The sequence below is a fragment of the Streptomyces sp. 142MFCol3.1 genome (genome assembly GCF_000424945.1).
Lineage (GTDB): Bacteria > Actinomycetota > Actinomycetes > Streptomycetales > Streptomycetaceae > Streptomyces > Streptomyces siamensis.
This window is the reverse complement of the sequence record NZ_AUKV01000013.1, coordinates 208,682-232,943: the sequence shown is the minus strand read 5'-3', so window position 1 is coordinate 232,943 and position 24,262 is coordinate 208,682. Positions and strand designations below refer to the sequence as shown.

General features: G+C 70.5%; 18 protein-coding genes. 6 read left to right on the top strand and 12 right to left on the bottom strand.

What is annotated here, in order from left to right; translation table 11 throughout:
* Positions 1 to 17: 17 nt before the first annotated feature.
* Complete coding sequence (locus tag H305_RS0121065) at positions 18 to 1,682, bottom strand: ABC transporter family substrate-binding protein (RefSeq protein WP_078629153.1); 1,665 nt, start codon at positions 1,680 to 1,682, stop codon at positions 18 to 20.
* A 168-nt stretch (positions 1,683 to 1,850) separates the two neighbouring features.
* Between H305_RS0121065 and H305_RS0121060 the strand changes: the two genes are divergently transcribed.
* The 3 genes from H305_RS0121060 to H305_RS0121050 are packed head-to-tail and all read left to right on the top strand — an operon-like array spanning position 1,851 to position 5,892.
* Positions 1,851 to 2,834 (top strand): ABC transporter permease, encoded by a 984-nt coding sequence (locus H305_RS0121060; protein WP_028802122.1) that lies wholly within the window; start codon positions 1,851 to 1,853, stop codon positions 2,832 to 2,834.
* Positions 2,831 to 3,679, top strand: a complete 849-nt coding sequence (locus tag H305_RS0121055) for an ABC transporter permease (protein WP_037764754.1) — start codon at positions 2,831 to 2,833, stop codon at positions 3,677 to 3,679. Before H305_RS0121060 ends, H305_RS0121055 begins: the two co-directional genes overlap by 4 nt.
* A complete protein-coding gene (locus H305_RS0121050) occupies positions 3,676 to 5,892 on the top strand; it encodes a dipeptide ABC transporter ATP-binding protein (RefSeq protein ID WP_028802120.1) in 2,217 nt (738 codons plus the stop codon). Before H305_RS0121055 ends, H305_RS0121050 begins: the two co-directional genes overlap by 4 nt.
* A 34-nt stretch (positions 5,893 to 5,926) precedes the next feature.
* Here the strand turns inward: H305_RS0121050 and glgA are convergent, their stop codons facing one another.
* Complete coding sequence (glgA, locus tag H305_RS0121045; protein WP_028802119.1) at positions 5,927 to 7,111, bottom strand: glycogen synthase; 1,185 nt, start codon at positions 7,109 to 7,111, stop codon at positions 5,927 to 5,929.
* 447 nt (positions 7,112 to 7,558) lie between these two features.
* Here glgA and H305_RS0121040 point away from each other — a divergent pair, with 447 nt between their 5' ends.
* Positions 7,559 to 8,914: a helix-turn-helix domain-containing protein gene (locus tag H305_RS0121040; RefSeq protein ID WP_028802118.1), complete on the top strand. Its 1,356-nt coding sequence runs from the start codon at positions 7,559 to 7,561 to the stop codon at positions 8,912 to 8,914.
* Between the two features lie 36 nt (positions 8,915 to 8,950).
* Here H305_RS0121040 and glgB read toward each other — a convergent pair whose 3' ends face one another.
* The 6 genes from glgB to H305_RS0121010 form a co-directional block, all read right to left on the bottom strand.
* Complete coding sequence (gene glgB, locus H305_RS0121035) at positions 8,951 to 11,152, bottom strand: 1,4-alpha-glucan branching protein GlgB (protein WP_028802117.1); 2,202 nt, start codon at positions 11,150 to 11,152, stop codon at positions 8,951 to 8,953.
* A 203-nt stretch (positions 11,153 to 11,355) separates the two neighbouring features.
* Positions 11,356 to 12,789 (bottom strand): maltokinase N-terminal cap-like domain-containing protein, encoded by a 1,434-nt coding sequence (locus tag H305_RS0121030; RefSeq protein ID WP_028802116.1) that lies wholly within the window; start codon positions 12,787 to 12,789, stop codon positions 11,356 to 11,358.
* Positions 12,786 to 14,816 carry an alpha-1,4-glucan--maltose-1-phosphate maltosyltransferase gene (locus H305_RS0121025; RefSeq protein WP_051370798.1) on the bottom strand — a complete coding sequence of 677 codons (2,031 nt, stop codon included), beginning with the start codon at positions 14,814 to 14,816 and terminating at the stop codon, positions 12,786 to 12,788. The genes H305_RS0121030 and H305_RS0121025 overlap by 4 nt, the downstream gene beginning before the upstream one ends.
* The gene (locus H305_RS46665; protein WP_051370795.1) at positions 14,813 to 15,430 is read right to left on the bottom strand and encodes a DJ-1/PfpI family protein; all 618 of its coding nucleotides are present in this window, start codon (positions 15,428 to 15,430) and stop codon (positions 14,813 to 14,815) included. The genes H305_RS0121025 and H305_RS46665 overlap by 4 nt, the downstream gene beginning before the upstream one ends.
* A 2-nt stretch (positions 15,431 to 15,432) precedes the next feature.
* Positions 15,433 to 17,109, bottom strand: coding sequence for a thiamine pyrophosphate-binding protein (locus H305_RS0121015; protein WP_028802114.1), 1,677 nt, complete (start codon positions 17,107 to 17,109; stop codon positions 15,433 to 15,435).
* 68 nt (positions 17,110 to 17,177) lie between these two features.
* On the bottom strand, positions 17,178 to 18,017 hold the full coding sequence (locus H305_RS0121010; protein ID WP_028802113.1) for a type 1 glutamine amidotransferase domain-containing protein: 840 nt from the start codon (positions 18,015 to 18,017) through the stop codon (positions 17,178 to 17,180).
* A 489-nt stretch (positions 18,018 to 18,506) separates the two neighbouring features.
* Between H305_RS0121010 and H305_RS0121005 the strand changes: the two genes are divergently transcribed.
* Positions 18,507 to 18,965: a nuclear transport factor 2 family protein gene (locus tag H305_RS0121005; RefSeq protein WP_028802112.1), complete on the top strand. Its 459-nt coding sequence runs from the start codon at positions 18,507 to 18,509 to the stop codon at positions 18,963 to 18,965.
* Between the two features lie 344 nt (positions 18,966 to 19,309).
* On the opposite strand, the gene H305_RS46660 is transcribed toward H305_RS0121005, so the two are convergent.
* Positions 19,310 to 20,779: an MFS transporter gene (locus H305_RS46660; protein ID WP_158690558.1), complete on the bottom strand. Its 1,470-nt coding sequence runs from the start codon at positions 20,777 to 20,779 to the stop codon at positions 19,310 to 19,312.
* Positions 20,780 to 20,838: 59 nt separating this feature from the next.
* Positions 20,839 to 21,528: an NADPH-dependent F420 reductase gene (locus H305_RS46655; RefSeq protein ID WP_051370791.1), complete on the bottom strand. Its 690-nt coding sequence runs from the start codon at positions 21,526 to 21,528 to the stop codon at positions 20,839 to 20,841.
* 299 nt (positions 21,529 to 21,827) lie between these two features.
* Between H305_RS46655 and H305_RS0120990 the strand changes: the two genes are divergently transcribed.
* A complete protein-coding gene (locus tag H305_RS0120990) occupies positions 21,828 to 22,853 on the top strand; it encodes an aldo/keto reductase (protein WP_028802111.1) in 1,026 nt (341 codons plus the stop codon).
* Between the two features lie 115 nt (positions 22,854 to 22,968).
* Here the strand turns inward: H305_RS0120990 and H305_RS49480 are convergent, their stop codons facing one another.
* Positions 22,969 to 23,601, bottom strand: coding sequence for a nuclear transport factor 2 family protein (locus tag H305_RS49480; RefSeq protein ID WP_051370789.1), 633 nt, complete (start codon positions 23,599 to 23,601; stop codon positions 22,969 to 22,971).
* A 42-nt stretch (positions 23,602 to 23,643) separates the two neighbouring features.
* Positions 23,644 to 24,090, bottom strand: coding sequence for a nuclear transport factor 2 family protein (locus tag H305_RS46650; protein ID WP_051370787.1), 447 nt, complete (start codon positions 24,088 to 24,090; stop codon positions 23,644 to 23,646).
* Between the last annotated feature and the right edge of the window lie 172 nt (positions 24,091 to 24,262).

Below are 24,262 nucleotides of genomic sequence, written 5' to 3'. Positions count from 1 at the left end.
ACCCCGGCGGCGGTTCCTCAGCCGCCGGGGGCGCCTTTCACCCAGCCGACCTCGGCGAAGTCGATGTCGCCGAGTCCCGGGACGCCGAAGTTGGCGAGGTCCTTGCGCACGGCCATCACCTGGGGGCGCTGGTAGAGCTCGACGTCGTGGCCGAGCCGCCATATCTCGGCGTCGGCCTGGTTGTAGAGCTCGGTGGCTCGGGTCCGGTCGAGGGTGCCGGCGGCCTGCTTGAGCAGGTGGTCCAGCTTGGCGTCGGAGACCCGCCCGTAGTTCAGGTAGGCCTGGTCGCCCTTGGGCTGCTGGTAGATCGACACGGTTGAGCTGGGGTGGACGAGCCCGGTGAAGCGGAAGATCACCATGTCGAAGTTGCCGGTGAACAGGTACTTCGGGCCGTAGTCGTTGGCCGGCACCTTGGTGATGTCCACCCTGATGCCCGCTTGGGCGAGCATCTGCTGGACCAGCTGGGCGAGGTCGAGACCGAGGCGGTTGGTCGCGTTGCTCAGCACGAACCGCAGCCGCAGTTCCTTGCCGTCCTTGACCCGTGGCCGGCCCGCGCCCCGGTTCTTCCAGCCCGCCCGGTCCAGGATGCGCCCGGCCTCCGCCAGGTCGTACTTGCCCCACGGTGCGGAGTGGTCGACGTAGCCGGGCTGGTTGGTCATGAAGATGTGGTTTCCGAGCAGCGGGACGCCGACGGGCAGCCCCTCGGCGGCGACGTCCGCGAGGGCCTGCCGGTTCACGGCCCGCTGGACAGCGTGCCGGACGTCGATGTCGGACAGCGGACCGCCGGCGCCGTTGAGGGACACATGGACCTCGTCCCAGGCCGAACCGATCCTGATGTCGCTGTTCTTGGCGCCCTTGAGCTTCCCGTAGTCCTCCGTGGTCGCCGCGTTGACCGCGTCGATCTCTCCGTTGAGGTAGGCCTGCTGGGCGGCGGCGGGCAGCAGCGTACGAAAGATGACCTTGTCGAGCCGCGGCGGCGTGCCCCACCAGTGCGGATCGGGCACCGCGGTGACGGTCTGCTCCGTGCGGTCGATCGACGCGATCCTGAAGGGGCCCGCGGTGACCGGGATCCTGTTGACCCAGCCCTTGTTGAACTGCTCCGGGGTGCCGATGGCGGAGGCCGGGAAGAGCGGCGTGAACAGCCGCTGCCAGTCGGCGTACGGGGTGCGGAAGACCACCTTCACCTCGTGCGGTCCGGCACCCTGCCGCACCTCCTTGATCCGGTCGTACCCGGACGGATCGGCGATGTTGTACCGCTCGTCGCCGGTGCCGAGGGCCCGCCACTGGGCCTCGAAGTCCGTCGCGGACAGGGGCCTTCCGTCGGACCAGCGGGCCTTGGGGTTCAGCCGGTAGGTCACGGTCTGCGGCGAGGTGGAGGTGACGGTCGCGGAAGCGAGGTAGTCCGGGTTGGCGTGCGGGACGCCCTTCGCGTCGAGGTGGAAGAGGACGGGTTCCACCAGGCTGTCGATCTGCGCGACCTGGTCGACCGCGCCGTCGGTCTGGTTGTAGTTGTACTGCGTCGCCCACTGTGGGATCGCCAGTGTGAAGGTGCCGCCCTTGCGCAGCTCACTCGCGGGACGGGCGTTGATGTCCTGTGTGCCGAACTCGACCGGCTTGGACGGGGTACCTCCGTCGGGACGGGCACCTCCGGAGGAGGTGCATCCCGCCAGCAGAACCGTCATCGCCAGACCTAACCCGAGCCACACCCGACGTAAACGCCCCACACCAGCTCCTTCACTGACATTGAGGTGAACTGGGCGAACTGATCTACGATTCACGCGCGGAGACCATAGCATTGCCGAGTGTCACACCGGTGAAGCCCATGACCCCCACTGACCATGAGGAGTCGCATGGTCGGCCGCCTGTCCCAGCGTCTCATCCACAGTGCCATCCTGCTCGTGGTCTCGACCCTTCTCTCGTATCTCGTCAGCTCCGCCGCACTCGATCCGCGGGCGTACTTCGCGGACCGTCAGCCACCGCCGCCCGCAGCCTCCGTCGACCGCGAGCTCGCCTCCTTGCAGCTCGACGAACGAGAGCCAGTACTGCACCGGTTCGCGCACTGGTCCTGGCACGCGCTCCACGGCGACCTCGGGCGCACCATCGACGGAGCCTCGGTCAACGACGAGTTCTGCCGCCGGGTGGGCGTCTCGGTGCGGCTGCTGCTCATCGGCACGCTCGTCGGCACCGGGCTCGGCGTCCTCGCGGGGGTGTGGGCCGCGGTGCGCAGAGGCCGGCTGCCGGACCGGACGCTGACGGTCTTCTCCTTCCTCGTGCTCTCGGTGCCCACCTTCGTACTGGCGCTGCTGCTCAAGGACGGAGCGCTCCAGCTGAACCAGGCCGTGGGCCACACGGTCATCCGCTACACGGGCGAGAGCACCCCGGGCCGCTCCGGCGGCCTGCTCTCCCATCTCCGCGACAGAGCGGGCCACTTGGTGCTGCCGGCGGCCACGGTCGCACTCGGCTCGATCGCGTCCTACAGCCGCTACCAGCGCGGCGCCACCCTGGACGTGCTGGGCTCCGACCACCTGCGCACGGCCCAGGCCAAGGGACTCACCCCCGGCCGGGCCCTGCTGCGGCACGGGCTGCGGACCTCGCTCATCCCGATGACCACCTTCTTCTCCTTCGGGTTCCTGACCCTGTTCACCGGTTCGGTCTTCGCCGAGCAGATCTTCGGCTGGCCCGGCATGGGCAGCTGGTTCATGGACGCGGCGCAGAAGGGCGACGTCAACTCGGTCGTCGCGGTCAATCTGTTCGCCTCCGTGACGGTCCTGCTCGCGGGCCTGGTCGCCGACGTCCTGCTCGTCGTGCTCGACCCGAGGGTGCGGCGCGGGTGACGCCGGGACTGCGCGGCCTGGCCCGCTCGCCGCGTGCCGTCGTCGGCGCGGTGCTGATCGCCGCCCTCTTCCTGCTCGCCTTCGTGGGTCCCCACCTCACCTCCTGGAGCCACACCGACGTGGACTACACCGCGCTGCGGTCGGCGCCGAGCACCCGACACTGGTTCGGCACCAGCCGGATCGGCCAGGACGTCTTCGCCCAGACGGTCCGCGGTCTGCAGAAGTCCCTGCTCATCGGGTTGTTCGTGGCGCTGTTCAGTACGGGGCTGGCCGCGGCCGTCGGCACCTGCGCGGGGTACTTCGGCGGCTGGACGGACCGCCTCCTGATGTTCGTGGTCGACCTGCTCCTGGTGATCCCCGGCTTCCTGGTCCTGGTCGTCGTGGCTCCGTCGCTGCGTGACGCGGGCTGGATGGCCTTCGTGGGGCTGCTCGCCGCGCTGGGCTGGATGCTCACGGCGCGGGCCGTGCGCGCCATGACGCTCTCCCTGAAGGAACGCCCCTACGTCGTCGCCGCCCGGCACATGGGCGTCCGGCCCTTCCTGATCATCCGGCGCCACGTCGTGCCGCACATGGCGTCCTTCCTGATCACCCACGCGACCATCGCGGTGGCGGGCGCGGTGATCAGCGAGACGGGCCTTTCCTACTTCGGCTTCGGGGTGCAGCCGCCGGACGTCTCCCTGGGCACGCTGATCGCCGACAGCACGGACGTGGCCCTCACCTATCCGTGGATGTTCTTCTTCCCGACCGGTCTGCTGCTCTGCTTCGTCCTCGCCGTGAACCTCGTGGGCGAGGCGCTGCGTGACGCGCTCGACCCGGTGGCGGTCCGCGCGGAGGTTCGCGCATGACGGGGGGCGCGATACTCGAAGTCCGTGACCTGCACGTCTCGTTACCGGCCGGGCGCCGGTCCGCACCCGTTCCGGTGGTCCGCGGTGTGAGCCTCACCCTGCGCGCCGGCGAGGTCCTGGGCCTCGTCGGGGAGTCGGGGGCGGGCAAGTCCATGACCGCGCTCTCGCTGCTCGGGCTGACCCCGCCCGGTGCCGTCGTCCGCGGCTCGGTCCGGCTGCTCGGCACCGAACTCGTCGGGCTCCCAGTGCGGGAGCTGGCGCAGCAGCGGGGGCGCCGGATCGCCATGGTGTTCCAGGACCCGCTGACCGCTTTCACCCCGGTGCGGCGCATCGGGGACCAGATCGGTGAGGCCCTCCGCATCCACCAACGGCCCCGGCCGACCCGGGAGTCGGCACTGCGCCGCGCCGTCGGGCTGCTGGAGAGCGTGGGCGTGCCCGAGCCGGACCGGGCCGCGCGCGCGTACCCGCACGAGCTGTCCGGCGGCCTGCGCCAGCGGGCCTTGATCGCGATGGCCGTAGCGAACCGCCCCGACGTCATCGTCGCGGACGAACCCACCAGCGCCCTCGACGTCACCGTGCAGGCACAGGTGCTCGACGCCCTCGCGGTGGCCCGCAAGGCGACCGGCGCCGCGCTGCTCCTGGTCAGCCACGACCTGGGAGTGATCGCGGGCGCGGCCGACCGGGTGGCGGTCATGTACGCCGGACGCATCGTGGAATCGGCGCCGGTGGACGACCTGTTCTCCCGCCCCCGGATGCCCTACACCGTGGGCCTGATCGGCTCGGTCCCCCGGCTGGACGACGTGGGGACGCTCACCCCGGTCCCGGGCACACCTCCCGCGCCCGGCGCCGCACCGCCTGGCTGCTCCTTCGCGCCGAGGTGCCCGATCGCGGACGCGCACTGCGAGCAGGCCGAGCCCCCGCTGGCCCGCGTGTCCGGGGCGACCGCCGCGACGGTGCCGGGGGCCGGGGACAGACATCTGGCCGCCTGCTTCCACACCGGCACGACCGCCCGGCACACCGCGCAGGAGCTGTTCCCCCCATCGGTGCCGGGCGAACGGTCCGGCGGGCCGGTCGCCGGGTCCAAGCCGGGGGCAGGCGCGGCCAAGGCGGCGGTCACCGGAGCGAAGGCGACGGCCCCCGGACTGAGGCCGGGGGCGGCCCAGGTGCTGCGGATCACCGGGCTCACCAAGAGCTACCCGCTCCCCCGCCGTTCCGGCCCCCGGCTGCGCCGCCGCCCCGCGGAGGCCCTGTACGCCGTGGAGCGGGCGGACCTGGACGTCCGGCGTGGGGAGACCGTCGCCCTGGTGGGCGAGTCGGGCGCCGGCAAGTCCACCACACTGTCCGAGGTCATCGCGTTCGCGGCACCCGAGGCGGGCCGCATCGAGATACTCGGCCACGACACGGCCCACCTGCGCCGGGCGGACGTACGGGGGCTGCGCGGACGCGTCCAGCTGCTCCTTCAGGACCCCATGGCCGCCCTCGACCCGCGGATGACGGTGGGCGCCATCATCGCCGAACCGCTGCTCGCCCAGCGGACCGACAAGGCGCGGGCCGCCGCCCGCACACCGGAGCTGCTCCGGCAGGTCGGCCTCGACCCCTCCGCCGCCGGACGCTACCCCCACGAGTTCTCCGGCGGCCAGCGGCAGCGCATCGCCTTCGCCCGCGCCCTGGCCGTCGAGCCGGAACTGCTGCTCCTGGACGAGCCGGTGTCCGCGCTCGACGTCTCCGTGCAGGCCGGGATCCTGGAGCTGCTGCGCCGGCTCAAGCGGGATCTCGGCCCCGCCTGCCTCTTCGTCACGCACGACCTGGCGGTGGTCCGGCAGATCGCGGACCGGCTGGTGGTGATGTACGGAGGCCGGACCATCGAGTCCGGGAACGTCACCGATGTGTTCGCCCGGCCCCGGCACCCGTACACCAAGGCCCTGTTGTCCGCGGTCCCGCTGCCCGACCCACGTGCCGAGCGGGCCCGTGAACGGATCATCCTGCCCGGTGACCCGCCGAGAGCCGGAGGAGGCACCGCCGGCTGCCTGTTCCGTGCGCGCTGCCCGGTCTACCAGGCGGCGGCGCCCGAAGCGCGTGCCCTGTGCGAGCGGGCGACGCCCCAGCCGGCCGGCCGGAGCGCCGACGACCCGCACGTGGCGGCCTGCCATTTCCCCTACCCGGACGGCAAAGCGCCCCTTCGACACCGGCCGGCGTCGAAGGGGCAGCTCTGAAGCATCGAGCGGGGCGCCTGGCCGGCGCCCTGGTTCACCGTGCGGAGAGGACGTCCTGATAGACCTCCATCGTCCGCTCGGCCGCGCGGTCCCACGAGAACTCCTCGACCGCCCGCACGCGGCCCGCTGCCCCGAGGACTGCGGCCCGTGCGGGATCGTCGAGCAGTTCACCGACCGCCGCGGCCAGTCCGGCCGCGAACTTCTCCGGATCCCGTGGCGCGCCCGAGGCATCGGAATGTGCCTCGAACCCGACCAGCGTTCCGGTCGTCCCGTCGTCGACGACCTCAGGGATCCCGCCGACCGCGGACGCCACCACGGGCGTACCGCACGCCATCGCCTCCAGGTTCACGATGCCCATCGGCTCGTACAGCGAAGGGCACACGAACACGGTGGCGTGGGTCAGCAGTTGTCGTACCGACGTCGTGTCCAGCATCCCGTCGATGCGGATCACTCCGTCCCGTTCCCTGCGCAGTTCCTCTACGAGCGCCGCCACCTCGGCGGCGATCTCGGGTGTGTCCGGCCGGCCGCAGCACAGCACGAGCTGGGCGTCCGGCGGCAGGTCGAACGCCGCGCGCAGCAGGTGCGGCAGTCCCTTCTGCCGGGTGACCCTGCCCACGAACAGCACGATCGGCCTGTCCTGTGCGATGCCGAAGCGACGGAGCGCCTCGGTGCCGTGATCGGCTCTGTACTCCTTCGTGTCGATGCCGTTGTGGATCACCCGGACCCGCGCCGGCGACACCTCCGGGTAGACCCGGAGGATGTCCTCCCGCATCGCGGCGGAGACCGCGACGACCTGGTCGGCCGACTCGACGGCGGTGCGCTCCATCCAGCACGAGAGCGCGTACCCGCCTCCCAACTGCTCGGCCTTCCAGGGGCGGAGTGGTTCCAGGCTGTGCATCGTCACGACGTGCGGTACCCCGTGCAGCAGTCCCGCGAGATGGCCGGCCATGTTGGCGTACCACGTGTGGCTGTGCACGACTCCCGTACCGGCACAGTCACCCGCCATCGCCAGGTCGACCCCGAGGAACTTCAGCGCCCCGTCGGCGTAGGCGAGTTCCTCGGGCGGTCGATACGCCTCCACGTCCGGAGCCGTCCTGGGGCTTCCCAGGCAGCGCACCCTCACGTCGGTGAGCCTGCGCAGACTCCTGGCGAGTTCGGCGACATGGACGCCCGCTCCACCGTAGATTTCGGGTGGGTATTCGCGGGTGAGTATGTCCACGCGAGGCTTTACACCGCTGTCAGCAGCAGTCACAGCAGAGGGGCTTCACCGTCGCACTCGGTGCCCCGATAATCGCTCCATTTGCAGACCCCTCGGAAGCCGCGGCGAATGCACTGGAGGAAACACCGATCGCACAGATCAAAGAAGCGACGACCAGAAAGAAGCGCCTTCTCATTGCTTCACCTTTCAATCCACGACGAATTGACTCCATGAGTCAAGTTCATCTTACTCAGTCAGTCAAGTTATGGTTTGGTAAAAGATGACCTTTGATTGAAATCGGAATACATGCATCCACTTCGAATGACCACTCCCGCTTTTTCTGGGCGTCACCCGGGGGTCAATTGACGCGTGCCACCACGCACACTGAGTTGACTTTTTGACAACCTTCGGTCAAACTGGTAACTTGGGTTTGTAATCTGGACTGTGAAAGCTCCGGAAGGAGTCCAGGTGGACTACACCGAGGCGCACGCACCCACAGGCCTTGGCGATCGCATAAGGACGCTCCGCACGAGGCATGGGCTGAAGCAGCAGGATCTGGCTTCCCAGGACGTGTCGATCAGCTACATCTCCTTGATCGAGGCGGGGAAGCGAACCCCGTCGGACGCGGTGCTGGCCACGATCGCCGCCAGACTCGGAAGCTCCGTCGAGTATCTCCGCACCGGACGGGACGGGCACGAGCTCGGCGAGACCCAGCTCAAGCTGGCGTTCGGCGAGATGGCGCTGCGCAACGGCGCCAACGGCGAGGCCCTGCAGACCTTCAGCGAAGTCCTGGCCCGCCGCTCGGCCCTGGACGCCGCGACGACACGCCGCGCCCTGGTCGGCCAGGCCACCGCGCTCGAGAAGCTGGACCGCCTGGAAGCCGCCATCCCGATCCTCGAGGACGTGTTCAACGACCCCACCCTCGCCGCCGGCTCGGACGACTGGTGCAGGATCGCCGTCGCTCTGTCCCGTTGCTACCGCAACGCCGGCGACATCACCGTCAGCATCGAGATCGGCGAGCGGGCCCTGGCGGAACTGGACTCGCTCGGGCTCGACGTGACGATGGATCACATCCAGCTCGGCTCGACGCTCATGGGGTCGTACCGCATGCGGGGCGACCTGACCCGGGCGCACCTCCTCGGTGAACGGCTCATCCCGGCCTCCGAGGCGGAGGGCTCCTACGCGGCACGCGGCGCCGTCTACTGGAACGCCGGACTCGTCGCCAACTCCAGGGGCAAGCTGAACGAGGCACTCGCCCTGGTCGAACGGGCTCTGGCCATGATGGCCGAGGGCGACAACCAGCGCCACGTCGCCATGCTCAAGCTGAACTTCAGCTACCTGCTGATGCAGAGCAGCATGCCCGACCCCGACCGGGCGAAGGAACTGCTCGAATCCGCCCAGCAGTCCCTGGCCGAGGTCGGCAACGCGGACGAGCTCGCCCACTGCGAGATCTCCCTCGCCGACGCGGAGAAGGCGCTCGGGCACTGGGACGAGGCAGTGGCCCACGCGGAACGCGCGCTGGGGCTGCTCGGCGCCGAGCCCCGGATCCAGTCCGTGACCGCTCGGGTGACCCTGGCCGAGATCTACTTCCTGAGGCAGGACCCCGACCGGGCACTGCAGTACCTGAAGGCGGCGACCCGGCACCTGCGGCACTTCCCGCCGTCCCGGGACACCACCCTCAACTGGCGCTACATCGGCGACCTGTGGCAGCGCCACGGCGGGGACGTCAAGGAGGCCCTCCAGGCCTACGACATGGCGCTCTCGGCGGCCGGCGTGGCCCGCACCCCCCACGTCCAGGCATCGCTCGCCGACGACCGGGGATAGCGACATCCCGCGCCGGGTGCGGAACGTCCCCGCTCGTCACTCCTCATCGCCTTCCGAAGAGGCGGGAGACAGCCAGAACACCCCGAGCGGCGGCAGCGTCAGCGCCGCGCTCCGCGCCTGCCCGTGCCAGGGCAGCGGCTCCGCCCTGATCACCCCGCCGTTGCGTACGCCTGTTCCGCCGTACGCGACGGCGTCGGTGTTGAGGGCCTCCCGCCACGGGCCGGCCTCCGGCAGCCCGACGCGGTACCCGGTGCGCACCACCGGGGAGAAGTTGCAGACGGCCACCAGCGGGCGCCCCTCCGCGTCGCGGCGGACGAACGACAGGACGTTGGCCTCCGCGTGGGACCCGTCGATCCAGGCGAAACCGTCCGGTGAGGTGTCCAGCTCCCACAGGGCGGGGGTCGCCGTGTAGACCCGGTTCAGGTCGCGGACCAGGGACTGTACGCCCCGGTGGTCGTCGTGGGCGGGCCAGTCCTCGTCCAGCAGCCACCACTGCGGGCCCGCGTCGTGGTCGAACTCGGCGCCCTGCCCGAACTCCTGTCCCATAAACAGGAGTTGCTTTCCGGGGTGGGCCCACATGAATGCCAGACAGGCTCGCAGATTCGCCCGCTGCTGCCACCAGTCCCCCGGCATCTTGGCCACCATGGCGCGTTTGCCGTGCACGACTTCGTCGTGGGAGAGCGGCAGCAGATACCGCTCGCTATAGGCATAGACCATTGCGAAGGTCATGTCGTCGTGGTGATGGACCCGGTGCACGGGGTCACGTTCCAGATAGCCGAGCGTGTCGTGCATCCAGCCGAGGTTCCATTTCAGATCGAAGCCGAGTCCGCCGAATCCGTCGGGTCCCACGTCGAAGGTGGGCCGGGTCACCCCCCGCCAGGCGGTGGACTCCTCGGCGATCGTGAGGGCGCCCGGCACCCGGCGGCGGACGGTGTCGGTCAGCTCCTGGAGGAAGGCGACCGCGGCGAGGTTCTCCCTGCCCCCGCGCTCGTTGGGGACCCAGCCGCCCTCCGGGCGCGAGTAGTCGAGGTAGAGCATGGAGGCGACCGCGTCCACCCGCAGCGCGTCGATGTGGAACTCGGAACACCAGTAGACCGCGTTCGCGACGAGGAAATTACGGACCTCGCGGCGGCCGTAGTCGAATTCGAGGGTGCCCCAGTCCGGATGGTTCGCGCGCCGCGGGTCGGAGGGTTCGTAGAGATGATCTCCGTCGAAACGGGAGAGGGCGAAGTCGTCCCGGGGGAAATGCGCGGGGACCCAGTCGGCGACGACCCCGATTCCGGCTGTGTGAAGCGCATTCACCAGGTGCCGAAAATCGTCGGGGCCGCCCATCCTTGCGGTGGGTGCGTAGAAACCGGAGACCTGATATCCCCAGGAGCCGCCGAAAGGATGCTCCATCACGGGCATGAACTCGACATGGGTGAATCCCATGTCGGCGAGATAGGCGGGGAGTTCCTCGGCGAGCTGCCGATAGGTGCGCCCGGGGCGCCAGGACGGCAGGTGCACCTCGTACACGGACATCGGGGTGAGCCGGCAGTCCTGCCCGCCGCGGCTCGCCATCCAGTCCGTGTCCGTCCACTCGTACGTGGAGGTGTGGACGACGGACGCCGTGGCGGGCGGGCACTCGGCGGCGCGGGCCAGCGGATCGGCCTTCTGGATCAGCCGTCCGTCGCGGGTGCGGATCTCGTACTTGTACCGGGTGCCGGCGCCCACGGCGGGCACGAACAGCTCCCAGACCCCGCTGGACCCGAGCGAGCGCATGGGGTGGGCCACGCCGTCCCAGCCGTTGAAGTCACCGACGACGCGCACACCTTGGGCGTTCGGAGCCCAGACGGCGAAGGCGGTGCCCGTGACGCCGTCGAGGGTCAGCACCCGTGCGCCGAGGACACGCCACAGCTCCTCGTGACGGCCCTCGGAGATGAGGTGCAGGTCGAGCTCGCCGAGCGTGGGCAGGAACCGGTAGCCGTCGTCGTGCGTCTCCGCGCCTTCCCCGTACGTCACCAGCAGGCGGTAGCGCGGGATCTCGTCGGCCGGCAGCCTGCCGGTGAACAGCCCGGCCGACTGATGGACCAGGTCGATCCGGGCGCCGCGGTCGGTGAGCACGGCGACGGCGCCGGCGAGCGGACGGAGCGCGCGCACGACGACGCCGGAGCCGTCCTCGGCCCGGTGGGCGCCGAGGACGGCGTGCGGGGCATGGTGCGCCCCGGCGAGCAGCCGGTCGAGCTCGGCGTCGGCCATCCGTGCCCCGGTGAGCCCGGGTCCGGCGGTGAGGGCGTCGGCGTCCCGTGTCTGCAGCAACGGTGGGGGTCCTCTCGTTGTCGGTGGTTACCGGTACCGGCCGGGCCGTGGTGCCGGGGCGGTGCCGGGCCGACCGTCGGATCGGCGTGACTTCCGTGCGGGGTGGGCTCCTCCAGGGCGGCCCGCGTCGGGCGGCGCGGCACTCAGCCGCGCACTCCGGCCAGACGGTGGACGGCGGTGAGCGGGATGCCGAGCCAGTCCGGGCGGTGCCGCGCCTCGTACACCGCCTCGTACACCGCCTTGTCGGCCTCGAACGCGCGCAGCGGCACCGGGTGGCAGCGCGGGTCGGCGCCCCCGGCACCGGCGTACCCGGCGATGAACGCACGGCGGTTGCGGATCGCCCAGGCCTCCGCGCGGCGGGCGTGCCGCAGACGGATCCCCGGCGTCCGGTCGGCGGACCGTTTCCGCACGGCGGCGAGGCCGGTCCGCGCGGCGTAGTCGAAGGAACGCAGCATCCCTGCGACGTCCCGCAGGACGGGCTGGGGCTCGGCGCGCTCGGCGGCGGAGCGGTCCGGCTCGCCCTCGAAGTCGATCAGGCGCCAGCCGTCCGCCGTGGGCAGCACCTGCCCCAGGTGCAGATCGCCGTGGACGCGCTGGGCGAAGACGGGGCAGCCGCGTCCCGCGTGGCGTGCGTAGTCGTCGTAGAGCGCGCCGATCCGGCCGCGGTAGCGGTCGAGGGCGGGCACCTCGTCGGCGGCCAGCCTCAGCCGCAGCTTCATCAGCCGGGCCTCCTCGGCCACCTCCTCCGGCGTGACCCTGGTCCGCGGGAAGGCGTCGGCGAGCACGGCGTGGACCTCGGCGACGGCCTCGCCGAGGGCGCGGGCGTGCGCCGTGAAGCCGCCGGTGGCGGGGGCCGCGCTGTCCCGCCCCTCCAGACAGTCGCCGACCTGGTGCAGGGCGGTCTGCCATCCGTCCGCCTCGACGGGCAGGAACTCCTCGAACATGCCGAGGACCAGGCCTTCGCCGCCGGGGGCGTCGGTGTACAGCGTGCCGTGCAGAGCGGGGGTACGGGCGCAGTGCCGCTCGGTGAGGGCCCGCAGGGCCTCCACCTCCAGGTGCGGCCCTGGCTCGGGACGCCGGTAGATCTTGAACAGCAGCCGGTCGCCGTACACCACGGCGCTGTTGCTCTGGTCGGCGGACAGCAGACGGGGCACCAGGCCGACGGGCAGGGGGTGCGCGAAGGTGCGCTCCAGGCGGGGGCCGTCGCGTCGGCCGCGGACGGCGAGGGAGCGCAGCAGCACCCCCATCAGCGCGGCGTCCTCCGTCGCCTCGTACAGCGTCCAGCCCTGCCAGCGGCCCTCGGGCACGGTGGCGATGGCCGCGCCCGCGAGGCGTGGCGGCAGCGCGGGGCACAGGCCGAGGAAGAGCTGGTAGAGCTGTTCGGCGCCGTCCGGCCGCGGGACGCCGAGCACGGCGTGCACGAGGACGGGCGCCTCGTCGTGGACGACGGAGACCACGACGGGCCTCACGGAGTCCAGGGCCCCGCCGCCGGCGCCGAACCAGCGGCGGGTGCGCAGCCACGGCGTCAGCGCGGGCAACAGGGGTTGGAGCACGGGCTCCGCGACGGCGACGGTCATGACGCCTCCCCCGAACCGGCGGGGACCAGCAGGTGCGCGGGCGTCAGCCCGGGTTCCAGGCGTACGTACGTGTCGCGGCCCCAGCTGTGGATCGCGCCGGTCAGTTCGTCGCGCACCTTCAGCGAGCCGTCCTCGGGCAGGCCGAGCGCGGCGAGATCCACGTCGACGGTGGTCTCGCACATGCGGTGCGGATCGAGGTTGACGACGACGATCACGGTGTCGGTGTCGCCGTCGGGCCGCACCACCTGCTTGGAGTAGGCGATCACCTGGTCGTGGCCGGTGTGGTGGAAGCGCAGGTTGCGCAGTTCCTGGAGGGCGGGGTGGGCGCGGCGCAGCTGGTTGAGGCGGGTGATGAGCGGGGTGATGGTGCGTCCCCCGGCCTCGGCCGCGGCCCAGTCGCGCGGGCGCAGTTCGTACTTCTCGGAATGCCGGTAGTCCTCGGTGCCGCCCTTCAGCACGTCGTTCTCGCACAGCTCGAACCCGGCGTAGACGCCCCAGGTGGGCGCGAGGGTCGCGGCGAGCACCGCACGGGCCTCGAACGCGGGCCGGCCGCCGTCCTGGAGGTAGGCGTGCAGGATGTCCGGGGTGTTGACGAACAGGTTGGGGCGCAGGAAGTCGCAGCTCTCGCGGGCGAGTTCGGTGGCGTAGGCGGTGAGCTCCCGCTTGTCGTTCTTCCACGTGAAGTAGGTGTACGACTGCTGGAATCCGGCCTGGGCGAGGGCGTGCACCATGGCCCGGCGGGTGAACGCCTCGGACAGGAACACCACGTCGGGGTCGGTCAGCGCGATGTCGCCGATGACCCGTTCCCAGAAGGCGACCGGCTTCGTGTGCGGGTTGTCGACGCGGAAGATGCGCACGCCCTGGTCCATCCAGTGACGCAGCAGCCGCAGGGACTCCTCGACCAGCCCCTCGAAGTCCGTGTCGAAGGAGAGGGGGTGGATGTCCTCGTACTTCTTCGGGGGGTTCTCGGCCGGGGCGAGGGTGCCGTCCGCCCGCTGGGTGAACCACTCGGGGTGCGCGGTCAGCCACGGGTGGTCGGGCGAGCACTGCAGCGCGAAGTCGAGGGCGATCTCCAGGCCCAGTTCCCCCGCCCGGGCGACGAACCGGCGGAAGTCGTCGAGGGTTCCGAGGTCCGGGTGCACGGCGTCGTGCCCGCCCCGGGCCGAGCCGATGGCCCAGGGCGACCCCACGTCGTCGGGCCCGGCGGTGAGCGCGTTGTCCGGCCCCTTGCGGTGCGTGTGCCCGATGGGGTGGATGGGCGGCAGGTACACCACGTCGAAGCCCATGGCGGCGATCGCGGGCAGCCGCCGGGCCGCCGTCTCGAAGGTGCCGCTCACCGGGGGCGCGCCGGGCCAAAGCACGGCGCCCTCCGAGCGCGGGAACATCTCGTACCAGGAGCCGACCAGGGCGCGCCGCCGCTCCACGAGCAGGGGCAACGGCCGGGAGACAGTGATGAGTTCTCGCAGTGGGTGGCTCTCCAGCGCGGCGACCACCTCACGGCCGGTGGTCGCTTCGAGCCGGCGGGGGGAGGGGCTCGCTTCGTCGCGGAGCGCTCCGGCCACTGCCGTCACCGCCTCCCGGCGGTCCTTGTCCGGGATGCCGAGGGCGGCCCGCTCGTGCAGCAGGGCCCCCTCCGCGAGCATCAGCTCGACGTCGACCCCGGCGGGGATCTTCAGATGTGCGTCGCGGCGCCATGTGGTGAGCGGGTCGGCCCAGGCCTCGACGGTGTACGTCCACAGCCCGGTGCGGCCCGCCCCGACGACGACCGTGGCCTCCCAGCGGTCCGAGTCGGCGTCCACGAGGGTCATCGGGGTCCAGGGGCCCCGGCGGCCGGCCGGGTCGTAGAGGACCACATTGGCGCCGACCGCGCCGGCGCCCTCCCGGAAGACGGTGGCGCTGATGGTGAGGGTCTCGCCGCGCACCGCCTTGGCGGGGACCTGCCCGCCGCGCACCTGGGGGCGGATGTCCCTGATCGGGATGCGTTCCCGTGTCGTCGGGTGGGCGTGCGAGGGCACGATGGCGGTCATGTCCCGCTCCTCACCGGTGTCCGGCGCCCCGGGACGCCCGGCCTCTCCTTGCTCGCGAGAAGGTCGATGATGGTGCGGGCGAACACGTGACAGTGCTGGCCGGTGCGCGCGGTGACCAGGTCGTCGTGGACGACGACGTCCTCGTCGACGTACTCGCCGCCCATGTTGCGCAGGTCGCCGAGGAGGTTGTTGTGGACGACGGCGCGCCGCCCGCGCACCAGGGAGGGCAGCGGCGCGGTGAGCCACATGCCGTGGCAGATGATGCCCTTGACGATGGCCGGGTCCTGGAAGGCGCGGCGCAGGAACGCGGACGCGGGCGGCAGTTTGTCCGGGTCCTCGGTGTAGCGGAGCCGGTCGGAGACCATCCCCGAGGGGACGATCACGGCGGAGAACTCCTTGAGGGCGAACTCGTCGATGTCCTCGAAGGACTCGGACACCTCGAAGGGCATCCGGTGCTCGTGTCCCTGGAAGGTCATCGAGTCCTGGCCCCACAGCCGGGACAGGAAGTGGACCTCGGCGCCCTCCTCCGGGAAGCGGAACTGGTAGTAGAGGATCTCGGGCTCGTAGAAGTCGCTCTCCATCAGGACGGCGATCTTGTGGCCGGAAAGCCGCACGGCTAGTCCCTCCCCCTGCCGGTGACCAGGTCGATCAGGAACGGCCCGTCGGTGCCCAGCGCCTCGGCGACGGCCGCCTCGACCTGGTCGGGCTTCTCGACGCGCACGGCGGGCACGCCGAGCGAGCGGGCGAGTCCGACGAAGTCGATCGCGGGCTGCGAGAGGTCGAAGATCTCCGGCTGCTCGTGCGCGTCGACGGACTGCGTCCTCCAGTACTCCTCGATGTTGAGTTCGAGGAGCTTGTAGCTGCTGTTGTTGCAGATCACGAACTTGGCGCCGATGCCGTGGCGGGCCGCCGTCCACAGCGCCTGGATGGTGTACATGGACCCGCCGTCGCCGGTGAAGCCCACGACGGTACGGTCCGGGTGCGCGAGCCGGGCGCCGAGCGCGCCGGGGATGCCCACGCCCAGGGAGCCGCCGCGGGTCTGGAACCAGTGGCCGGGGCGGTTGGGCGGAAGGTGCCGCGAGATGTCGGGCGAGGCGGTCAGCGCCTCGTCGAACACCATGGTGTCCTCGGGGAGCCTGCGGGCGAGTTCACGCAGGAACGCCGTGGTCGGCAGGGCGGTGGGGGCCAGTTCGCCGTCGTCGGGGCGGCGGGCGTCCGCGATCTGCCGCTCCCGCTCGACGGTCCTGCGGCGCAGCCACTCCCCGGCGCGTGCGCGGCCCGCGGCGTCCATGCGGGTGCCGAGCGCACGGGTGAGTCCCGCGAGGGCCCGCCGTGGGTCGGCCACCAGGCCGAGGTCGACGGGGAAGTTCTTCGCGATCGCGTCCGTGTCCAGGTCGATGTGGACGACCGGGGCGCCCTCGGCGAAGACCCCGTCGAGCAGCGGGTAGACCTCGGGCAGCGTGTACGTGCCGACGACGAGCACGGCGTCGGCGGCGGCGGTGACGCGCCTGCTGGACTCGCCGAACATGTGTCCCAACTGGCCCGCGTAGGCGGGATGTTCCGCCGGGAGGTTGACCTCGGCCCAGTCCGCGCCCCACACGTCGGCGCCCCATGTCTCCGCGAGGTCGCCGAGTTCCTTCTCGGCCCCTGCGAAGTGGACGCCGTCGCCGGCGATGACGATCGGCCGCTCCGCACCGGCGAGCAGCCCCGCGGCCCGGCCGAGCGTCTCCGCGTCGGGAACGCTGTCCGTGACCGGGTACGACGTCGGCACGGCCGCCTCGGAGGTGTCGCGATCCATCACGTCGGCGGGCAGCACGACGAGGACGGGCCCGTACGGGGGTGTGGCGGCCACCTTGAAGGCGCGGCGCAGGACGCGCAGCGTGGACTCGGGGTCGACGACCCGGGTGGCCCACTTGGTGACCGGCCGCGCCATGCCGACCAGGTCGGCGGCCATCTGCGCCTCCATCGCCTCGTAGCGCAGGCCCGCCTCTCCGACGAGCACCACCAGCGGGGCGTGTCCGCGCATCGCCTGGTAGAGCATGCCGATGCCGTTGCCGAGGCCGACGCCGCTGTGCAGCTGGCAGACGGTGGGCGTGCGGGTGGCCCGTGCGTAGCCGTCCGCCATGCCGACGGCGGTGGCCTCCTGCAGCGCGAGGACGTATTCGAGCTCTGGGAAGTTGCGCAACTCGTCGAGGAAACCCTGCTCGACCGTGCCGGGGTTTCCGAACATGTACCGGACCCCGTCGGCCCGCAGCTGTTCGAGGATCGCGACCCGCGCGGGCCTGCTGACCATGATGCGTCCACCTCTCGATCTACTGTGCCTTCCGGGGATCCCCCGGACCCCCGGCCGTGCCCGCTCCGTCAGCCGGCGGCCCTGAAACCCCACTGGCGCAGGCCGTTCTCCAGCACCTCGACGACCTTCTCGCCGGTCAGGTACGAGTCGGGCGTCGAACGACCGGTGATGAACGGGTAGTCGACGATGACGGAGGTCGTCCTGCCGAAGTTGCCGTGGAAGGCGCCGTCGGGGCCGGTCGCGTCGCGCAGGATGTACTCCAGCGGGTACGGCGGCGGGCCGATCACGAAGTCGGTGCCCATGAAGCCGGTGCCGTCCTTGTAGTCGTACTCGATGCAGTGCCCGGTGACGTGCTTGCCGCGGATGATGGAGCGGCGGTCCTCCTGGTCGCGGGCGAAGGCCAGCGCGGCCACTCCGTAGCACTCGGCGGCGATCGGCAGGTCGAGCGCGTGGAAGGCGAGGATCAGGTCGTGGACCCGCCAGTTGTTGGCGAGGTCGACGATCGGGCCGCTGCCGCCGACGACGAGCAGCGCGTCGTAACGGCCCGCGATCTGCTCGCGGATCTGCTCCAGGCGGGTGTTGTACGCCTCCCAGTCCCGCAGGAAGTAGGGCTTGCTGCGGTAGGGGCGGTCGGGCAGCCAGGACGACAGGTCGAGCGGGTCGTCGAGGCGGGAGGAGCTGTCGATGGCCCGGACCTTCGCCGCCATCTCGGGCGTCGTGACCGAGCGGCCGAGGGGCGGGTCGATGTAGTCGGGGTCCATGCTCGGCGGCAGCGCCACGGGGCGCTTCCCGGTCGGCGTGGCGAAGCTGACGTGGTACCCGGCCTTGTCGAAGGTCTCCAGAGGGCCGATCAACTCTTCGCCCCAGTACCCGTATTCGGACAGGACGACGAGGATGCGCTTGCTCATGGGGATGTCCTCTCGTTCGGTTCGGTCCGCGAACCGTCGAACTCATGTCTACGTTCCGCGGGTTCGGGACGACCACGAGTGGCTGATGTGATGGGTTCATATCGGCAAGTGGCCGGAAACACTTCCGCACATCGGGCATTCCTCAGGCGCCTGCCGGGCGTTGGCACGGTCCCGGAAGCCGGCGGATCGGTACCCGGAAGCGTGTCGGCCGGTTCCTTCGCAGGTCGGGGTGCGTTCCGGTACGGGCCGGAGCGGCTTTCCGTGCGGGTCGGGACCGGGTCCCGGCGGTGTGTGCCGTGCGGTCTCCGGGCGGCCCCCGAGCCGAGATCAGCCTGTCTCCGCCCCGACTTGGCGATGTACCCCCGCTGTCGCGCGGGAGCCCGGTCGCGCCGGTCCCCGGGGCCAAGGATGAGAACCGGCTGTGCGCCGACGGACGAGGAACGTCCGTGCGCCGACCGAACCGTGCGCCGACCGAAAGGATCCCCAGCCATGCCCGACACCCCGAGCACGGACCTGAGCCCCCGCGAGGTCCTGGAGGCCTACCACCGAGCGATCGTCGCGGCGGACGCGGACGCCGTCGCCGAGCTGTACGCGGTCGACGCCGTCCACGAGTTCCCGTTCCTGTTCCCCGGAGTCACCGACTACCACGGCCGCGAAGAGGTCCGGGCCGGCTATCGGGCCGCCTGGGAGCAGAGCCCGGCACGGACGGAGAAGGTCGTCGAGGTCGCCGTCCACGAGGGCAAGGACCGCGAACTCGTCATCGCGGAGCGCTTCTTCGAGGGGACGATCTCGCCGACGGGCGAGTCCTTCCTCGTCCCCAGCATCCTGGTCCTGCGGGTCCGGGACGGCCGGATCGTCCACGCCCGCGACTACATGGACGGCCTCGGCACCGCCAAGGCCATGGGCGCCCTGGAGTACGTGGTGAGCGCACTGGGCGCGAACGCCTGAGGGCCCACACCACCGCAGGACCCCCACCGCACCGGGCGGCACCGGAATCACGCCGCCCGGTGCACACGTGTGCGCGCCCTCCGGGGGCTCCGCCCCCAGACCCCCGGATCGGCCCGAACGGCCTCGTCCTCAAGCACCGGACGGGCTGAAACAGCCCCTCCGGCGCTTGAGGAGCGGGGTCCGGGGCCGGAGGCCCCGGGTACGGGACGGGCAGGGGCGTAGGGGGCGAAGAACGGCCGTACCCAAGTGGGCCGGCACATGCGAAGGCCCCCGCCGTCGGGGGGAGGAGATGACGGCGGGGGCAGGGGGCGGCCACGTTCGGTGTGACGTGGGCCCGCGACTCGCTAGGAGGCGGCCCCCGAGGCGTGCTGCTCGTCGACCGCGGTCTCGATGACCCGCGCGGCGGGCGCACTCTGCGCGGCAGGCCGCGTACGTGTCGCCAGCCAGCCGATCAGCGCACCCACGATGATCATCGCTGCTGCCACGAGGAAGCCGAGCCGGAACCCGGCGGTGAGCGCGGAGTCGTCCACGGGTCCGTCCGCGATCCGGTCGCTCCGCCAGTTCGCCACGGAGGCGAGGATGGCGAGCCCCAGGGCGCCACCGATCTGCTGGGACATGTTGATCATGCCGCCGGCGATGCCGGAGCGCTCCGGGTCGACACCCGACACGGAGGACACCACGAGCGCCGTGAAGGCGAACCCGCTGCCGACCGCGAGCAGGAGCCCGGGGCCGAGGATGCTCCGGAGGAAGGAGCCGTCCGTCGACAGCTGGGCGAACCACAGGAAGGACACGGCGGTCAGGCCGAGCCCGATGACGAGGATGGTGAAGATGTGCAGCTTGCCCATGAGCCGGCCGACGACCACCTGGGAGGTGATCACCTGGCCCACCGCGATCGGCAGGAAGCACAGCCCGGCCGCGATCGGACCGTAGTCCAGGACTCGTTGGACGTAGATGGTGACGAAGAAGGTCATGGCCACGGCGCCGGCCGAGAACATCAGCATGATGACGTTCGCGGCGCTGAGCCCACGCACCCGGAAGATGCTGAAGTCGACCACGGGCTCGGGCACGTTGAGCTCGGTGACCAAGAAGACGGCGAGCAGGACCGCCGCGGCGGCCAGCGCCACGCCCGCGCGCGCGTCCCAGCCGTGCTCACCGATCCGCACGAACCCGTAGATCAGCGCGGACAGACCGGCCGTCACACTGATCGCGCCGAGCAGGTCGAAGTGGCGTGCGTTGCCGCTGCGTTCGGCCTCGGTGAGCAGACGTACGCCGACCAGCGCGCCGCCCAGCGTCAGGGGCACGTTGATCCAGAAGACCCACTCCCAGCCGAAGGCGTCGGTCAGCACACCGCCGAGCACCACGCCGGCCGCGCCACCGGCGGCGGCGACGGCGCCCCACAGGGCCATCGCCCGGTTGCGCTCACGCTCCTCCGGGAAGGTCACGACGACCAGGGAGAGGGCCGCGGGCGACATCAGCGCACCGCCCAGACCCTGTGCCGCACGCGCCGCCACCAGCTGTCCGCTCGTGTCGGCGAAGCCGCAGGCGAAGGAGGCGAGGCCGAACAGGGTCAGGCCGAGCAGGAAGACCCGCTTGCGGCCGAACAGGTCGGCCGCACGCCCGCCCAGGAGCAGGAAGCCGCCGAATGTCAGCATGTAGGCGTCGACAACCCACTGCAGACCGTCCTGGGTGAACCCCAGCGGGGCTTGCATCGACGGCAGTGCGATGTTGACGACGCTGATGTCCAGGATTACCACGAACTGCGCTATGGCCAGCAGGGTGAAGACACCCCAGCGCCGGTCGATTACCGATTTCACGGCTGTCATACGCTCCTCGAATTCTGAACTCTGCCCCGTGGGGACCGAGCCGCCTTCCGTCACACCCCTTCGGGCAGCAACGGCTCCACGTTCGGGTCCCAGACGACCGAGATGTTGAAGTGCAGGTGCCGGATCTTCAGGAACATCCGGGAATAGAGAGCCACGAACATCTCGGGACCCCGGGCCGTCGTGATGTCACCCAGGTCGAAAATGGTGTCCTCGCCCCAGCCGAACTGGCCGAGCAGGGAGGCGACTTCGTCCTTGGCGGCCTTGTCGTTGCCGCTCACGAAGACGTTGTGGTGTCCGGACAGCACCTTCGGATTCACCATGATGTCGCAGTTCATGGTGTTGAGCGTCTTCACCACCCGCGCCGTCGGGAAACGGCGCTGGATGCGCTCGCCGAGGCTGTCGTCGTTGAGAATGCCGAGCGAGGGCGGCTCCACCTCGCTGGTGATGACCAGCGGGTTCGCCACATCCATGACGGTCTTGCCGGCGAGGTTCTCCTCGCCTGCCGCCTCCAGCACGTCGAGCGAGATGATGCCCCGGGTGGCGTTCACGACGACGGAGCCGAAGGCGGCGGCGTCGGCGAACGTACCGCCACTGGCCGACTCGCCGTTCTCCTCGACCCAATTCAGCAGATTCTCGTTGTCCGAGGTCCGCGACCCCAGACGCACTTCATGTCCGACTTCCACAAGGCGAGAAGCTATGGCCTTTCCGACCATTCCGGTGCCCAATACGCCGATGCGCATGCGATGCATCCTTCCGGTTGTCCGGCATACGAAGGCGATATCGCCCGCTCTTATTGCTAGCACCGGAAATGCGGGCCCGCCCGCGGCCGTGGCCGCCGTGCGGGAACTGTGTCAAGTCGCCGCCGGTGCTTCGTGATGACGCCCTCCACGGGCCGCGGGGCACCGCCGGCGCTGGTGCGCCGCGCGGGGACCGTCGGGCGCCGCGACCTGACGCAGTGCGGTCGCCTCGCGCGGTGCTACGCGTGTCACGGCAGCTCAGGCGTCTAGCATGCGGCCGAGTTCTACACGGGAGGACAGACATGCTCTATCAACTGCTGGGGCAGACGGGGCTACGGGTGTCTGAACTGTTCCTCGGCGCCATGACGTTCCACGGACGGGACCGCGACGGTAATGCGCACAAGGGATACGAACGTATCGTCGAAGCCTATGCGCAGGCCGGCGGAAATGTCATCGACACCGCGGTGAACTATGGCGAAGGGGAAAGCGAGGAAATTCTCGGGGAATTACTGAAGAAGGACCGGGACCGATTCGTTCTGTCCACCAAGTACACGCTCTACCGCGACGCCTCGGACCCCAACGCCTCCGGTAATCACCGGAAGAACCTGAGGCTGTCCCTCGAAACCAGCCTCCGCCGGCTGCGGACGGACTACATCGACCTCTACTGGGTGCACATCTGGGACCCGAACACACCGATCGAGGAGACGATGCGCGCCCTCGACGACGTGGTGCGCTCGGGGAAGGTCCTCTACCTCGGCATCTCCGACACCCCCGCCTGGGTGGTGGCGCGGGCCAACACACTGGCGGAGCAGCACAGCTGGACCCCGTTCTCGGCGGTCCAGGTGCCGTACAACCTGCTCAACCGGGATGTCGAGCGCGAGGTGCTGCCGATGGCGGAGGCGACCGGGCTGTCCGTCGCGGGCTGGGGTCCACTGGCCAGCGGCGCCCTCTCCGGCAAGTACACCCGGCCCGACCGCAGGCCGACCGGTCCGACCCGCATGTCGGCGCAGGACATGAGTCCGCGCGACCGTGCCGTCGCGGAGGCCGTGGCCGAGGTCGCGGACGAACTGGACGCCACGCCCTCCCAGGTGGCGATCGCCTGGACGCGGGCGCGGTACAGGTCGGTGCACCCGATCGTGGGCGTCCGTACGCTCGACCAGCTCACCGACAACCTGGGCGCCGCCGGCCTGTCGCTCTCCGCGGAGCAGCTGACCAGGCTGGAGGCGCCGACCGAGTTCAGTCGCGGGTTCCCGCTCGACTTCATCGAGCAGACGGCCCAGTGGGTCTACGGGTCGGTGGGGCACCGGGTCGTCCCGCGCGCTCGCTGAACACCCGGGACCGCACACGGAGCCGGCGCACGACGCGACGGTGGGCCGGGAGGTGTCCGCCTCCCGGCCCACCGTCGTCCGGCGCCGCCCGCGTCGCGGGCCGCGGCCGGGCAGCTCAGGCGAAGAACTCGTTGTATTCGGTGGTGCCGCTGCCGAAGATCGCGCCGCGACCCTCGACGATCTTGCCGTCGCGCCAGCGCATGACGTGCACCACGTCGATGTCGAGCTTGCGGGACGTGTCACCGGCGCGCGTGGCGGTGTTGTGCGTCAGGTCGACGCTGGTGTCGCCGAGCACGAGGGTGGCCGAACGCTCCATGACGAAGGAGTTGTCGGCGAGCGCGCCCACCTCGCCCATGAAGGAGAGGAAGTTGTCGAGGCCCTGCTTGAGGCCCGAGACCGGCGCCTCACCGGGAACCAGCCACGTCATGTCGGCATCCCAGTACTTGTCGATCTCGGCACGGTCGCCGCTCGCCAGCGCCGCGTAGGCGGCGACCACGCGCGCCTCGTCGAGACGGTGGGCGATCTGCTCGTTGGAGATGGCCTTGCCGCCGGCCACCATCTCCGCGTCCGCGACGACACCGCCGATGGACCAGGAGCCGGGCTTCACTTCCCGGATGAGGGAGAAGATGTTCGGCTTGGTGATCTCGCCGAAGACGTCGACGACCACGTTCGCGAGCCGGGTGATGACATCCGACTTCTGGTCGTCGTCGGCGAATCCCTCGACCAGGGTGAGCTCGATGATGGGCATGTGTGTCTCCTGTCTGGGTTCCGACCTAAGGGTGCGGGCCTGCTACTTGGCCCACCTGTCCGGAATGGGGGCCAAGTCGTAAGCGGCCCAGAAGAAGTTGTCGGCCGCGTACTGGTCGCTCATGTAGACCTGGACCTCCGCGATGCGCCCGTCGCGAATGCGGTAGTGCGTGCAGTTCAGCGCGTCCAGCTCGGCACCCCGGGATTCGCCGTATCCGCGGTGCACCTCGACCACGGTGTCGTCGCCCCAGGCGTCGATCTGAACGATGTCGACCTTGATTCCCGAATTGACGAGACCGCCGAAGAAGGCGATGACCTCGTCCGGTCCGTTCTTGACCCCACCGACCGGATTGCGTCCGGGCAGCGTCCATACGAGGTCCGCCGCGAAGACTTCTTCCTTCAGGAGGCTCAGGTCTCCGGTGTTGAAGAGCTCATACATCCGCTCGACCAGCGCCACATTCCGCTTGGCCGGCTCATCTTCGTGCGGCACAGCTTCTCCCTTCGGCACTGCGGTTTTCTCCCGTTCAGCAGTGAACTTCCGAAGGCGTCCGGTCCGCGACAACTTGAAAGTGCTTGCCCCACACTTCTGGGAGTCGACCTGGTATTCGACGACGCGCACCACAAAGGCCCGCACCCCTTTCACCAGGGGTACGGGCCTTCGG